This window comes from Klebsiella spallanzanii (genome assembly GCF_902158555.1).
Classification (GTDB): domain Bacteria; phylum Pseudomonadota; class Gammaproteobacteria; order Enterobacterales; family Enterobacteriaceae; genus Klebsiella; species Klebsiella spallanzanii.
This window is the reverse complement of sequence record NZ_CABGGS010000046.1, coordinates 148,799-163,171: the sequence shown is the minus strand read 5'-3', so window position 1 is coordinate 163,171 and position 14,373 is coordinate 148,799. Positions and strand designations below refer to the sequence as shown.

Annotated in this window: 11 protein-coding genes and 1 CRISPR repeat array; of the genes, 4 read left to right on the top strand and 7 right to left on the bottom strand. The window is 51.5% G+C overall.

What is annotated here, in order from left to right:
• Window positions 1-4 precede the first annotated feature (4 nt).
• Entirely contained in the window at window positions 5-1,483 is a 1,479-nt protein-coding gene (locus FN082_RS27255) for an FGGY-family carbohydrate kinase (protein ID WP_139539591.1), read from the top strand.
• 39 nt (window positions 1,484-1,522) lie between these two features.
• Here FN082_RS27255 and queE read toward each other — a convergent pair whose 3' ends face one another.
• Window positions 1,523-2,194: a 7-carboxy-7-deazaguanine synthase QueE gene (gene queE / locus FN082_RS27250; protein WP_139539592.1), complete on the bottom strand. Its 672-nt coding sequence runs from the start codon at window positions 2,192-2,194 to the stop codon at window positions 1,523-1,525.
• 211 nt (window positions 2,195-2,405) lie between these two features.
• Here queE and FN082_RS27245 point away from each other — a divergent pair, with 211 nt between their 5' ends.
• From FN082_RS27245 to FN082_RS27235, 3 genes are read left to right on the top strand one after another with little or no spacing between them, the layout of a single operon-like run.
• Window positions 2,406-2,996 carry a LemA family protein gene (locus FN082_RS27245; RefSeq protein WP_139539593.1) on the top strand — a complete coding sequence of 197 codons (591 nt, stop codon included), beginning with the start codon at window positions 2,406-2,408 and terminating at the stop codon, window positions 2,994-2,996.
• A 14-nt stretch (window positions 2,997-3,010) separates the two neighbouring features.
• Window positions 3,011-3,895 carry a TPM domain-containing protein gene (locus FN082_RS27240; protein WP_139539594.1) on the top strand — a complete coding sequence of 295 codons (885 nt, stop codon included), beginning with the start codon at window positions 3,011-3,013 and terminating at the stop codon, window positions 3,893-3,895.
• A complete protein-coding gene (locus FN082_RS27235) occupies window positions 3,870-4,727 on the top strand; it encodes a hypothetical protein (RefSeq protein ID WP_142982711.1) in 858 nt (285 codons plus the stop codon). The genes FN082_RS27240 and FN082_RS27235 overlap by 26 nt, the downstream gene beginning before the upstream one ends.
• A 6-nt stretch (window positions 4,728-4,733) precedes the next feature.
• Window positions 4,734-6,043: direct repeats of the CRISPR family, unit length 29 nt; unit sequence CGGTTTATCCCCGCTGGCGCGGGGAACAC.
• Window positions 6,044-6,336: 293 nt separating this feature from the next.
• Here FN082_RS27235 and eno read toward each other — a convergent pair.
• From eno to FN082_RS27205, 6 genes are all read right to left on the bottom strand, one after another.
• The gene (eno, locus tag FN082_RS27230) at window positions 6,337-7,635 is read right to left on the bottom strand and encodes a phosphopyruvate hydratase (protein WP_004124327.1); all 1,299 of its coding nucleotides are present in this window, start codon (window positions 7,633-7,635) and stop codon (window positions 6,337-6,339) included.
• Between the two features lie 80 nt (window positions 7,636-7,715).
• Window positions 7,716-9,353 (bottom strand): glutamine hydrolyzing CTP synthase, encoded by a 1,638-nt coding sequence (pyrG, locus tag FN082_RS27225; protein ID WP_112213880.1) that lies wholly within the window; start codon window positions 9,351-9,353, stop codon window positions 7,716-7,718.
• 227 nt (window positions 9,354-9,580) lie between these two features.
• Window positions 9,581-10,387, bottom strand: coding sequence for a nucleoside triphosphate pyrophosphohydrolase (mazG, locus tag FN082_RS27220; protein WP_139539598.1), 807 nt, complete (start codon window positions 10,385-10,387; stop codon window positions 9,581-9,583).
• A 22-nt stretch (window positions 10,388-10,409) separates the two neighbouring features.
• Window positions 10,410-10,742, bottom strand: coding sequence for a hypothetical protein (locus tag FN082_RS27215; protein WP_142982710.1), 333 nt, complete (start codon window positions 10,740-10,742; stop codon window positions 10,410-10,412).
• Between the two features lie 107 nt (window positions 10,743-10,849).
• Entirely contained in the window at window positions 10,850-11,872 is a 1,023-nt protein-coding gene (locus FN082_RS27210) for a fimbrial protein (RefSeq protein ID WP_142982709.1), read from the bottom strand.
• A gap of 12 nt (window positions 11,873-11,884) precedes the next feature.
• The gene (locus tag FN082_RS27205; protein ID WP_142982708.1) at window positions 11,885-14,368 is read right to left on the bottom strand and encodes a fimbrial biogenesis outer membrane usher protein; all 2,484 of its coding nucleotides are present in this window, start codon (window positions 14,366-14,368) and stop codon (window positions 11,885-11,887) included.
• Window positions 14,369-14,373: the final 5 nt, after the last annotated feature.

The following is a 14,373-nucleotide window of genomic DNA, read 5'->3' as shown; positions in this document are numbered from 1 at the left end:
AATAATGTCAAAGAAATACATCATTGGAATCGATGGCGGGAGCCAGAGCACCAAAGTCGTGATGTACGACCTGCAAGGAAACGTGGTCTGTGAAGGGAAAGGGCTTCTGCAGCCGATGCACACCCCGGATGCCGATACCGCAGAACATCCCGACGATGATTTATGGACCTCTTTATGCTTCGCCGGAAAAGATCTGATGAGTCAGTTTGCGGGCCGTATCGAAGATATCGTCGGTATCGGACTCGGCTCCATCCGCTGCTGTCGCGCGCTGCTTAAAGCCGACGGCACGCCAGCGGAGCCGCTAATCAGCTGGCAGGACGCCCGCGTTACCCGGCCTTATGAACATACCAATCCTGATGTGGCCTGGGTCACCTCATTTTCCGGTTATCTGTCGCACCGATTAACCGGCGAGTTCAAAGACAATATCGCCAACTACTTTGGTCAATGGCCAGTGGATTATAAAACCTGGTCGTGGAGCGATGATGACGAGGTGATGAAGAAGTTTAACATCCCGCGCCACATGCTCTTTGACGTGCAGATGCCGGGGACAATCTTAGGTCATCTTACTGAACAGGCCGCTCTTGCCACCGGCTTCCCGGCGGGTTTGCCCGTTGTCTGCACCACCAGCGATAAGCCAGTCGAAGCGCTTGGCGCAGGGCTGCTGGATGATGAAACAGCGGTGATCTCATTAGGTACCTATATCGCTCTGATGATGAATGGTAAGCAATTGCCGAAGGATCCTGTGGCGTATTGGCCAATTATGTCCTCTATTCCTGAAACGCTGCTATATGAAGGCTACGGCATTCGTAAGGGGATGTGGACGGTCAGTTGGCTGCGGGACATGCTGGGCGAATCCTTGATTCAGGACGCCAAAGCGCAGGGACTTTCGCCAGAGGATCTGCTCAATAAAAAAGCCTCAGTCGTCCCTCCAGGCTGTAACGGCCTGATGACCGTGCTGGACTGGCTGACTAACCCATGGGAGCCTTACAAACGCGGCATTATGATCGGCTTTGACTCCAGCATGGACTATGCGTGGATTTACCGCTCGATTCTGGAGAGCGTTGCGCTGACGTTGAAAAATAACTACGACAACATGTGCAATGAAATGAACCATTTCGCTAAACACATCATCATTACCGGCGGGGGTTCGAACAGCGACCTGTTTATGCAAATCTTTGCCGATGTGTTCAACCTGCCGGCTCGACGCAACGCCATTAACGGCTGCGCCAGCCTCGGCGCCGCAATCAACACGGCGGTAGGATTAGGCCTGTATCCTTCCTACGAGGCGGCCATCGAAAATATGGTTCGGGTAAAAGATGTGTTTATGCCGGTTGAACAAAACGCCAGTCGTTATGAGGCGTTAAATAAAGGGATTTTCAGGGAGTTAACGCAGCATACCGATGTGATTTTGAAAAAATCGTATCAGGTGACTCACGGAAACCTGGATGACGTTGACGCGATTCAAAGCTGGTCAAACGCATAGCGGATACACCGGGCGGCGATGACCCGCCCGGTGAAATATTCAGGCAATATTCAGATACTTATGCGTCTGCATAGAGAGACGCCAGTTGCGGGCGATGCAGGTATCAATGCACAGCCGCGTCGCGTCATCCTTCTGGCTGATAGGCTGTAGGGCAATGATCCGTGGCTTATCATCGCTTAACGTCGCCAGCAGTTCATCCAGCGCTTCTATGTCGCGCACGCGCCCCACCGGATGCTTGATTTCATTAGCGCGCTCCAGCGCCTGAGACAACACGTCATAGCCGCCACGCATGTTCACCTTTGGCGATACCGTCACCCAGGTATGGGGCGTACAGCGTACTTCATGGGTGCCGCTGGTTTCTATCTGGCAGCTAAATCCGTTTTGTTCCAGCAGAGAGGTCAACGACGTTAAATCATGGATGCAGGGCTCGCCGCCGGTAATCACCACGTGGCGGGCTGTCCAGCCCTGACGGCCGATAATTGCCAGCAAATCTTCGCTGCTTGCCGGACCCCATTTATCGCTCTCTTTGGTTTTCGCCAGAATGCTGAACAGCGATACTTCCCGATCGGCAAGCTTATCCCAGGTATGTTTGGTATCGCACCAGGCGCAACCAACCGGGCATCCCTGTAAACGAATAAAAATGGCGGGAACGCCGGTAAAGTAACCTTCGCCTTGCAAGGTCTGGAACATCTCGTTAATCGGGTACTGCATAATCATCTCTGCTTGGGGTTATGAGCGCGTATTATTGCAGATCGCGGATAGTCAGGCAAAACTGCTTTACTTTCCCTCTGATACGACGAATTGCGTTATGGATATATTTATTCCAATAATTACTCGCTAAAATTCAGAAATTAATTAGATAATTTTATCAGCAAGCACGTTTAATATAGTTTTACGGAGAAATAACTCAAAAGGATATGACATGCTCAGAATATTCATTGTTTTTATATTTATAGTAAATTTATCCGGATGCGGCTATAACGACATTCAAGCTTATGATGAACAAACCAACTCAGCCTGGTCAGAAGTTCTTAACCAGTATCAGCGCCGCGCAGATCTGATCCCTAACCTTGTCGCCAGCGTGAAGGGCTACGCCAGCCATGAAAAAGAGGTGCTGGAAGCGGTGACGCTGGCTCGTGCTCAGGCTAATCTTGCCAGTGGTAAATTGCGACAAGCCCCTGACGATGCTCAGCAATTAGAGGCCTGGCAGAAGGCGCAAATGCAGTTAACCCGCTCACTTGGGCCATTACTGATTCTCAGCGAGCGTTATCCTGAATTAACATCGCAAGCCTTATATCAGGATCTAATTACTCAACTTGAAGGCAGCGAAAACCGCATTGCTGTCGCCCGTGGACGTTACATTAAAGCAGTTGAAAAATATAACGTCACCATCCGCCAGTTTCCGGCAGTCATGACGGCAAAAGTCATGGATTACCAGCCGAAGAAGAATTACCTACCGGATGATGTCGCCTCCATCAGCAAAGCGCCAGCTGTTGATTTCAGCCAACGCTAACGGGAGGTTAAGTCGTGCGCGTCATCGTATTTTTATTGATTTTCTTTAGCTTTCAATCACTCGCCGAACCTGTTCCTGTTCCGGAACTGCGCTATCAGGTGACGGATTTAACCCACACTCTCAGCGAGGCGCAGACCAACGCTCTGACACAAGAGGTTCGTACCATACCCGGCCAGGTGGCCATTCTGGTGGTCCCGACCAGCGGCGAAGAGACCATTGAGCAATATGCCACCCGGGTTTTTGACGCCTGGAAACTGGGCGACCAGAAGCGCGATGACGGCATTTTACTGCTGGTCGCCTGGCAGGATCATACGGTGCGTATCGAAGTGGGATACGGGCTGGAAGGCACCCTGACCGACGCGCAGGCCGGGCAGATTATCCGCCAGAAAATTATTCCGGCATTTAAAAACGGCGATCTGATGACGGGCCTGCAGCAAGGGGTTGTCGCTATTGGCGCGCTTCTTGCCAGTGGCGAACAGCCGCCGGTATCAACAAGTGCGCCAATGCCGTTCAGCGGGGGCTGGGCGCTGCTCATTTGGGCGGTAGCGCTGTTATCCATCGCCATCAGAAGTTGGCTCAAAACGCTGGGCGTCATTTGTATTGTTGCCATTATCCTGGCATTTACGCTGCCCATTTCCGGTCATACCGCTGGCTGGGGAAAACTATTCGCCCTGCTAGGATTTTCCACGCCGTTTATCGTGTTTTTGATTCTTATGCTGACGCCAACCGCCGCCGGAAGAGCCTTCAGGAGAATTATCCGGGCATCAAACGCGACTACTGAACAAAAAAACGGTCGCTCATCGGAGCGTAATCACGTTCATTCAAGCCGTACATCGCGCAATAGGTTTCGCGGCGGCGGCGGATCTTCAGGCGGTGGCGGCGCGTCCGGGCACTGGTAAAATGACTCCACGGAAGGGAATCAGAATGCGCATTTTTCTTTTATTGTTGATGCTGTGCGGATTGCCTGCGTTTGCTGACCAGACGCAGCCCGTTATCGATACATTAACCGCAGTGGAACAAAAGGTGGTAGAAGGCTCTTCAATTCAACAGCCTGACGCCAAAGAGGACCTCTTTGAGGCATTAGCGGATCACCTACTCGCCGATCTGAATCTGACTCTCCCCTGCTTCATCTTTACGCTGCTGATGATGGCCATCATCATCGCCTTGTATCGGTTTGGCGGCAGCATAAAGATTATCGGCGTGATTTCACTGGCCACAATAAGCATATGGTCATTCGTTCTGCGGGAAGACGTTATCATTCACCAGGTCGGGAACATTAGCTTATGTCTGTTGATAACCTTGCCATTGTGGTCCCGACTGAAGAATATTGTCGTTAGCGGCCGCATGTTAATCACATCAATCACCGGCGGCGCAAAGGGCAAAAAGAAGAAGGCATCATCCAAAGCAGGAAAAAAACATCACAAATCGTCATCGGGTCTGGACTCACCTGAAGTCTCCAAAAACAGGAAAAAGACAGTGCTTATCGTATTGGCTTTCTCCGTCGTTGCTGCATTAATCGTCCTGCTCATTTACCTGGATATCGAATGGCTGAAAAATGCCGCAAGCCGCTTCGCAGAATTTCTTCTCACCGTCGTGGTCATTGTCATTATTGTCCTCAGCGGCGGATTTAAGTCTGGCGGGGGCGGAGGTTCTTCGGGCTCATCGTCCGGCGGCGGTTTTCGCGGCGGCGGCGGCTCTTCAGGGGGAGGCGGCGCATCCGGGCGTTGGTAGTGATACCGGTTTATCCCCGCTCGCGCGGGGAACACTACTTCAAACACGACTGTGTCTGCATCGTAGACGGTTTATCCCCGCTGGCGCGGGGAACACCCCTCATTGCATGGCATGGCGGAGACCTGCTGCGGTTTATCCCTGCTGGCGCGGGGAACACATGCAGAACAACGCGTCGAAGATATCCGTAAACGGTTTATCCCCGCTGGCGCGGGGAACACGTAGCCACCAGCTGATGATGCGGATGTTCAAGCGGTTTATCCCCGCTGGCGCGGGGAACACTGCAGCCGGAAAGGTAATATAAGAACCAGGTGCGGTTTATCCCCGCTGGCGCGGGGAACACACCGCCAGAAGTCAGAACAAACAGCGATCCGACGGTTTATCCCCGCTGGCGCGGGGAACACCAGTACGGCGAGCGCAGACGAGGCGAAAATGCCGGTTTATCCCCGCTGGCGCGGGGAACACAAGGCTATTAATATTTAATGATAAAGGTGAGGCGGTTTATCCCCGCTGGCGCGGGGAACACGAACACATTGTGATCGTTCCGGTGCTGGTCGCCGGTTTATCCCCGCTGGCGCGGGGAACACATACCTGACGTCACACTAATTTTGTCATCCGCCGGTTTATCCCCGCTGGCGCGGGGAACACCCGCGTTCTCTGAACTCGCAGACCTCGCGAGCCGGTTTATCCCCGCTGGCGCGGGGAACACGTACGGACGATGCCCGCAAATTTGAAAGTGAACGGTTTATCCCCGCTGGCGCGGGGAACACATGACTGGTTAGAGGCCTCCGGACTCATGGACCGGTTTATCCCCGCTGGCGCGGGGAACACTCAAGGGCGGTATTTGATGAGGCGGCAGACAACGGTTTATCCCCGCTGGCGCGGGGAACACCATCACAAATTCCAGGCCCGCCGCAATCTGGTCGGTTTATCCCCGCTGGCGCGGGGAACACTGCGGTGATGTTCCGCCAGTGCCAATCCGTGGCGGTTTATCCCCGCTGGCGCGGGGAACACAATTCGGATCAATTCATTGGGCCACGTCTGGCCGGTTTATCCCCGCTGGCGCGGGGAACACATCGTCTGAGCCTCCACAATGCCTCCTGTCAGCGGTTTATCCCCGCTGGCGCGGGGAACACAAAGAGATCGCATGGATTGACCAGTTGAACGCCGGTTTATCCCCGCTGGCGCGGGGAACACGGAATTTCGAGCATTCCATCCTCGTACAACGCCGGTTTATCCCCGCTGGCGCGGGGAACACTCATTATTCCGCGTGACTGACGGCCAGTTGCGCGGTTTATCCCCGCTGGCGCGGGGAACACTCTAAACATATCTATATGTTTATAAAAAACTTTTTCTCATAACAACATTCTACCAACGTAATCATTACAAATACGCATTATTAAAGAACATCTAACCAGTTGATTTTAAATCATAAAAAGTAAGCTAACTATTCTTTCTTGAATTCTACCAAATTAGTGTGATTTCTACTCCACTGTTAAAAATTTCTACCCATAGACATACACAACACAACGTATGCGACAGATTATCAATAAACAGAAGCCACAAAAAAACCCGCCGAAGCGGGTTTTGATATCAGAACGAAAGTTCAGGCTTATGCCTGGCCTTTGATCTCTTTACGACCGTTGTACGGTGCTTTTTCGCCCAGAGCTTCTTCGATACGAATCAGCTGGTTGTATTTAGCAACGCGGTCAGAACGGCTCATAGAACCGGTTTTGATCTGGCCTGCAGCGGTACCAACAGCCAGGTCAGCGATGGTAGCATCTTCAGTTTCGCCTGAACGATGAGAGATAACGGCAGTGTAGCCAGCGTCTTTCGCCATTTTGATCGCAGCCAGAGTTTCGGTCAGAGAACCGATCTGGTTGAATTTGATCAGGATGGAGTTAACGATACCTTTCTCGATACCTTCTTTCAGGATCTTGGTGTTGGTTACGAACAGATCGTCACCAACCAGCTGGATTTTGTCGCCCAGTACTTTAGTCTGGTATGCAAAACCATCCCAGTCAGATTCGTCCAGACCGTCTTCGATAGAAACGATCGGGTACTGTTTGGTCAGCTCTTCCAGGAAGTGAGTGAATTCTTCAGAGGTGAACGCTTTGTTGCCTTCGCCAGCCAGAACGTATTTACCGTCTTTGTAGAATTCAGAAGCCGCGCAGTCCATCGCCAGAGTGATGTCTTTGCCCAGCTCGTAGCCAGCTGCTTTAACCGCTTCAGCGATAACAGCCAGAGCTTCAGCGTTGGAACCCAGGTTCGGCGCGTAGCCGCCTTCGTCACCAACTGCAGTGTTCATGCCTTTAGCTTTCAGAACTTTAGCCAGGTTGTGGAACACTTCAGAACCCATACGTACGGCTTCTTTCAGGGATTTAGCGCCAACTGGCTGAATCATAAATTCCTGGATGTCGACGTTGTTGTCAGCGTGCTCACCACCGTTGATGATGTTCATCATCGGAACCGGCATGGAGTATTTGCCCGGGGTGCCGTTCAGTTCAGCAATGTGCTCATACAGCGGCTGACCTTTAGAAGCAGCAGCAGCTTTGGCGTTAGCCAGAGATACGGCCAGGATAGCGTTCGCACCGAAGTTAGATTTGTTTTCAGTACCGTCCAGGTCGATCATGATTTTGTCGATACCAGCCTGATCTTTGGCGTCTTTGCCAAGGATTGCCTGAGCGATCGGGCCGTTAACCGCGCCAACAGCTTTCAGTACGCCTTTACCCATGAAACGGGATTTGTCGCCATCGCGCAGTTCCAGCGCTTCGCGGGAACCAGTAGAAGCACCTGACGGAGCAGCTGCCATACCGACGAAACCACCTTCCAGGTGTACTTCGGCTTCAACAGTCGGGTTACCACGGGAGTCGATGATTTCACGACCGATGACTTTAACGATTTTGGACATTAGGTTTTCCTCAGTACAAGTTAAACTAAAACTCCAGACAAACAATGCACCCGGATGGGTGCATTGCCGTTCTAACTCTTTTACTTCGCCTGACGCTTCTGGTACTCGCCGGCGGCTTTCACAAAGCCAGCAAACAGCGGGTGACCATCACGCGGCGTCGAAGTAAACTCCGGATGGAACTGACAGGCAACAAACCATGGATGATTCGGCACCTCGATGATCTCGACCAACTGATCATCCCCGGAACGTCCCGCAATACGCAGGCCCGCATTTTCAATCGGTTTCAACAACATGTTGTTGACTTCATAGCGGTGACGATGGCGTTCGGTAATGGTTGGCTCACCGTACAGCTGGCGCACCAGGCTATCGTCGCTCAGTTGGCACTGCTGCGCGCCAAGGCGCATTGTACCGCCGAGGTCGCTCTTATCAGAACGCACTTCGACATTACCTTCTTCATCACGCCATTCGGTAATGAGGGCCACAACCGGGTACTTACAGTCTGGCACAAATTCCGTAGAGTTGGCGTTTTCCATCCCCGCTACGTTGCGCGCAAACTCAATCAGCGCAACCTGCATACCCAGGCAAATACCCAGATATGGAATGTTATTTTCACGCGCATAGCGCGCAGTAGCAATCTTACCTTCAACCCCGCGATAGCCGAAGCCACCAGGAATCAGGATAGCGTCTAAATTTTTCAGAATTTCGACGCCACGCGTTTCGACATCCTGCGAATCGATCAGCTTGATGTTGACGGTTACGCGGTTTTTCAGACCACCGTGTTTCAGCGCTTCAATCACCGATTTGTAGGCATCCGGCAGCTCAATGTACTTGCCGACCATACCGATGGTGACCTCACCTGCCGGATTCGCTTCTTCGTAGATAACCTGTTCCCATTCGGCCAGGTTCGCTTCCGGGCAGTTTAAGCTGAATCGTTTACAAATATAATCGTCCAGCCCCTGGGATTTCAACAGGCCTGGAATTTTATAAATGGAATCGACATCTTTCATCGAAATAACGGCTTTTTCTGGCACATTGCAGAACAATGCAATTTTGGCACGTTCGTTCGCCGGAATAGCGCGATCGGAGCGGCAGACCAGAATGTCAGGCTGAATACCGATGGAGAGCAGCTCTTTAACGGAGTGCTGAGTGGGTTTGGTTTTGACTTCACCCGCAGCGGCCAGGTACGGCACCAGAGTCAAATGCATAAACAGCGCGTTTTCACGACCGATATCCACCGCCAGCTGGCGAATCGCTTCGAGGAACGGCAGCGACTCGATATCGCCGACGGTGCCGCCGATTTCAACCAGCACCACATCATGGCCTTCGCCGCCGGCCAGTACGCGCTCTTTGATAGCGTTGGTGATATGCGGAATAACCTGTACGGTTGCGCCCAGATAATCACCACGGCGCTCTTTGCGCAGGACATCAGAGTAGATACGGCCAGTAGTGAAGTTGTTGCGACGAGTCATCTTGGTGCGAATGAAGCGCTCGTAGTGACCTAAGTCCAGATCGGTTTCAGCGCCGTCTTCAGTAACGAACACTTCCCCGTGTTGGATTGGGCTCATGGTACCCGGATCGACGTTGATGTACGGATCCAGTTTCATCATGGTCACGTTAAGCCCACGGGCTTCAAGAATGGCTGCGAGGGAAGCTGCGGCAATGCCTTTACCCAGAGAGGATACGACCCCGCCGGTCACAAAAATATAGTTCGTTGTCATGCTGAACCTGAGAAGTTAGGTTTAAAAGACGATGGAATAACCAGGACGGGAAAGCAGTATACCCGATCATGACTGACGCCACAAACTTTCATTATCCCTCCTTTTCATCAGGCCCACACAAACGCGGGGAGTGAGAAAATAGCCGCTTTTGGCGAAATGTTTTTGACGTAAATCAAGCGCTTGTTATTTAAAAAATCACACAAATAGCGCTTGATCACGAAAACTCTTTAGAGATCAGTTTCCTGGCGTTTTACTTCCTGCCACACCTGCTCCATGGTATCAAGGTCAACGCCGGTCATTTCCAGGCCGCGCGCGGCGACAATACGCTCAACCTCGCGGAATCGGCGCTCAAACTTCAGGTTGGCTTTTTGTAGCGCAACTTCGGCTTTCACTCCTAAATGGCGGGATAAATTAACCGTCGCAAAGAGTAAATCACCCACTTCCTCCTCCAGTTTAGCTTCATCCACCACGGCCTGCTGAGCTTCGTGCATCACTTCATCTATCTCTTCGTGCACTTTATCCAGCACCGGCCCCAGAGAGGTCCAGTCGAAGCCTACCGCCGAGCAGCGTCGTTGGATTTTATGCGCACGCATCAGCGCAGGCAGGCTATGTGGAATGTCGTCAAGCGCAGAATGCTGAGACTTTTCGGCTCTCTCCGCGCTCTTAATTTGTTCCCAACGCGCCAGTACTTCGCTGCTATTACCGGCGGATGCATCGCCGAATATATGCGGGTGACGGCGCTCCAGCTTGTCGCTGATGGCAGCGCAGATATCGTTGAAATTAAAGCGGCCTTCTTCCTGCGCCATCTGCGCATAGAAGACTACCTGGAACAGCAGGTCGCCTAACTCACCGCGCAGATCGTCAAAATCTTCGCGGGAAATAGCGTCAAGCACTTCATAGGTTTCTTCGAGGGTATAGGGGGCAATGGTGGCAAAAGTTTGCTCTTTGTCCCACGGACAGCCGTTTTCCGGGTCGCGCAGGCGCCGCATAATGCCGAGCAGCCTTGTCATTTCATGGTTTTCTATCGTCTTCATTCGTCACAAACTCTTCATCGTATCAGTCGCGCCATTCGCGCCTGGGTTTCGGCAAGCCGCCGTATATCAGAAAAACATAAACTACGCCGTGCAGCACGACAAACACCAACGCCAGCATACGTACCAGGTCGTCAATATAGCGGATTTGCGACGAGAGGATCCTGAAAGGAAACTCTCCTTTGACCACCAGGCAAAGCTGAACAAATATCGCGATGGCATTTCCAGCGCGGCAAATCAGATGAGAAATCAATGACCCGGCTGGCGAATAAACGATAAAAAACAGCCAAATTTGCACGGCGATCAGCGTCAGGGAAGAGAGAATATAAAGAACGAAAAAGCTAAAGCTCAGGTTCATCAATGAACGTCCTGCTCACAGCATAGGAAAGGAAAGCAACGGAAGCCATGATAAAAAAACGCAGGCGAAATTGCACCCGCGCTTTTTTACCTGCTATGCCAACCCTGTCATTGATGTTCTACAACAATCGTTGCCGTGGCGGAAAGCGACCCCGAGCGACTCTTGTCGGGATCGAAAACAAAATACTTCGCCCGGAGAGGAATTTGCAGCGTCGCCGCCAGATTCTTTTCCATATTCTTCGGAATGGTCGCTAATTTACTCACCGTATCATCGACGGTATCTCCGGCACGAGCGAGCACGATACGCTGCCCCGAACCGTTTTCCAGAATAAACCCGACGCCATTATTGGCGCTGGCCTGCAGTACCGAAGGATCGCTGGCCAGTAAGGAGCTGCTTTTCAGATAGACAATCGCCGTGCGGTTCGCTTTTTGATTCGTCTGGCTAACGTTGCAGTTCAGGGTAATATTACCTGCGGCGCTACCTTCGTTAACCACGCCGTAGGTGCGGATCTTCCCGATGGGGATCGCCGGTAAATCAAGCTGTAGATTTTCTGGTTTACAGGTCGTAGCAATGCGGTTGTAGGTCACGACTAAATCGGCGGAAAACGTGCCGCCGGCTTTGTATAACGCCTGCATAAACGCTTCGCGGCAGGTCCCCCAACGCGCAGGGTTAATTGCACACCAGAAAAAGGCGGTCCAGGCGCTATTGTAATCCGAATTAGAGGCCGTTGAGGCCAGCATGGCTCCCGGTATCGTCACGGTATTACCGCTACTGGTGTAGGTAGCAGTTCCCGTCTCCCGGCTTGCCGAAACCGAGAAGCCGATATTAATAGCGCTACTGGATGATGACAGAGTCGTGGGATTGCTTTGCCAGGTAAATTTGAGTTTAAATTTCTCCTCACCGTCGTAAAACCCAATCACTACATCACTAAAATTAGGGTAATTAACCGTCGTATTGTTGGTGCACGACAGTCCGGAAAAGTTAGTCTGAATCACCGTCTGCGTCGTAGAACCATCGGCATTAATCGTGAAATGTCTGGTTTGCGCAGCAGGCGAATTACAGGTAGCAAAAGACATCCCCGAAAATAAAAGCAGAGTGCTGCCGAGTATGGCGCTTAAGCATCTCATCATTTCCTTACCCTCTTATCGGCAGATATAAACACGGCCATCTTCCAGATGCTTCTCAAGAGCGATGGTGCAAAACTGCTGCTGCGCTTTGTCCAGCTCAACCCGAATCTGCGACGGAAATTCATTCGCGCGTATAAACAGCAGACTCCCCTGACCTACCAGGCCAATATATTCCCCAGCGTCATTAGCCACTTCGTGGCCAAAAGGCAGCGGATCGCCGTTAGCCTGCTCTGCATGCAAATACCATGGCTTACGAATATCCGTTTCAAACTCCGTCAGTACGACCGCGCCGCGATAAGGCGCCAGTGAACGCCGGTTACCCAACAACGCCACATCGCTCTCGATGTGCGAAAGATCAAGCGTCAGCGAGTTTTCACGGTAAGGCGTTAAGCCGCTGTATATCGCTTTACCCTGATTATCGGTGGTCAGATACCGATGCCCCTGCACCGCTGCGCCTTTTAATCCAGGCGCGCGGACAATTGCAAAGGTATCGGAAAGCTGGTTACTCAGCTCAAGCCCACCTGACCAGGCAACGATCCCACCCTGCAAACTAGCGCTGGCCTGATTATATTTATTCGACTGGCTAAGGCTGCCATTAAGCGTGGTAAATGGCGTATGCCATCCCAGGTTGCCGCCGATTGCCGTCTCGTTTCCCTGCCGTTGCTGGCTAAAATTAACGCCGTAGCTGAACTGATCGCGGTTGCCGACAATCCCGCTGAGGCTGGTATTGTTTGATTGATAACCACCATCAAAGGTCGTTGAATTTGTTAATGATAAATGGCGATGCGGTGTTGTAATGCCATCGCCCCACGTGAATGGAATTGAGAAAAACAGATTTATACGATTGTCATTATTACCATCATCATTCTGCGTACGGCTGGCCGAAAGCGTATAGCTTATCTGCCGCCAGCTATTGCTATAGCTAAACTGATAATCTTTACCCGTACCGCTGCGCTGCCAGTAATCGCGCCATAGGCCGCTCAGCGCCAGAGATCCCCAGGTATCCGGCAGCGTCTGGCTGATGTTGACCGAAAAACTGTTTTTACGGCCAAAATCCTCAGAGTAATAATCGCCAATATCATAGATATCGTTGTTATCACGACGGTAATCCTGCTTATTATTCGCCCAGATATAGTCATTAAACGTACGGAAACCTCGCGAAGAGTAACGCCAGGCCGCCAGAGAAAAATGGGTACCAGTAGCCTGCATATATTTATTCCAGGCGATTTGGTAGCTCTGACCATCAAACACATCACCATTGTCCTGCTTACTGTGGGAAAAGGTGGCATCAAAGGACACTGCGCCAATCGGCGTATTCCACCCTGTTCCAACGACTTCAGAATGGTAGCGCTCACCTGCCATCACCCCGCCGTACAAGGTCAGCAAGTTATTCAAACCGTACTGATAGCTGGCTTGTAAAAAATCAGCCTGATTACTGGCACCTTCAACATGGCTGCGACCGGCAACAAAGTCATACTTCGCCACCCCTGGCTGCATCATATTCGGCACGGAAGAGTACGGGACCAGATAATGGCTGGTTGAGCCATCAGCTTCTTTTACCGTAACGTCAAGATCGGCTCCGCCGCCGGACAAATACAAATCCTGAATCGCAAAAGGACCGGGCGGAACTTCTTTCTGATAAACAACAAATCCATTCTGCTCAACGGTGACCAGGGCATTACTCTGCGCAATACCGCGCACTATCGGGGTAAAATTTTGTTGTGAATCCGGGAGCATCTGCATATCACGAAACCAGCGTACGCCGCGAAAACGTAGCGAATCAAACATATCTGAGGAGGTATACATATCCCCCGCCCGAAACGTGCCGAGCACATCCGCAATCCCGCGCTCCAGATATACCGTATTGCTATGCCACTGCCCGCCTCCGTCATTGACCTGGGTAAAGCTGGTCGTCGCCCGCAGTTGCCAGCCCAATACATTCAGCCCGCTGTTGAAATTAAGGTAACTGTTCTTACTGTAGCCGCCATTTTTATAATCGCTGTAATACTGGCTGGCATAATAGGAAGTAAACAGCGCGTTAACTCCCCGGTCCCAACTTTCCGGCGGCATATAGCCAGCCTCATATTCGCGGACATAGATTTGCGGTACGCTAAGAAAAAGGTTGAACTGAGCAATATCATAATGGACCGCCCCCCCCTGCACCGCTGTACTTAACGGTAAGCAATCTTTTCGCTTATCAGTCGGGATATTTTTAGTAATAATCCCCATCGCCTCTATTTGTGCCAGGGATAAGCAGGTTGCATCCACATCCTCTTTAATATGAATATCATAGCGGCCACGAAAGTTATCGTTTAAGTAAATATCCAGTTCATAATCACCAGGTAAAGGTTTACTGTCATCAAACCAGAACTCATCAACCTTTTCGCCGTTAAATCCACCGACCATAAAATTGGTGTCATAACTTTCTTTCTCAGCATTAGCCGGTCCGACTGCAAGTGCGATAAGAATAGCCATAGCGAGGACATTTATCTTCAACATAATCA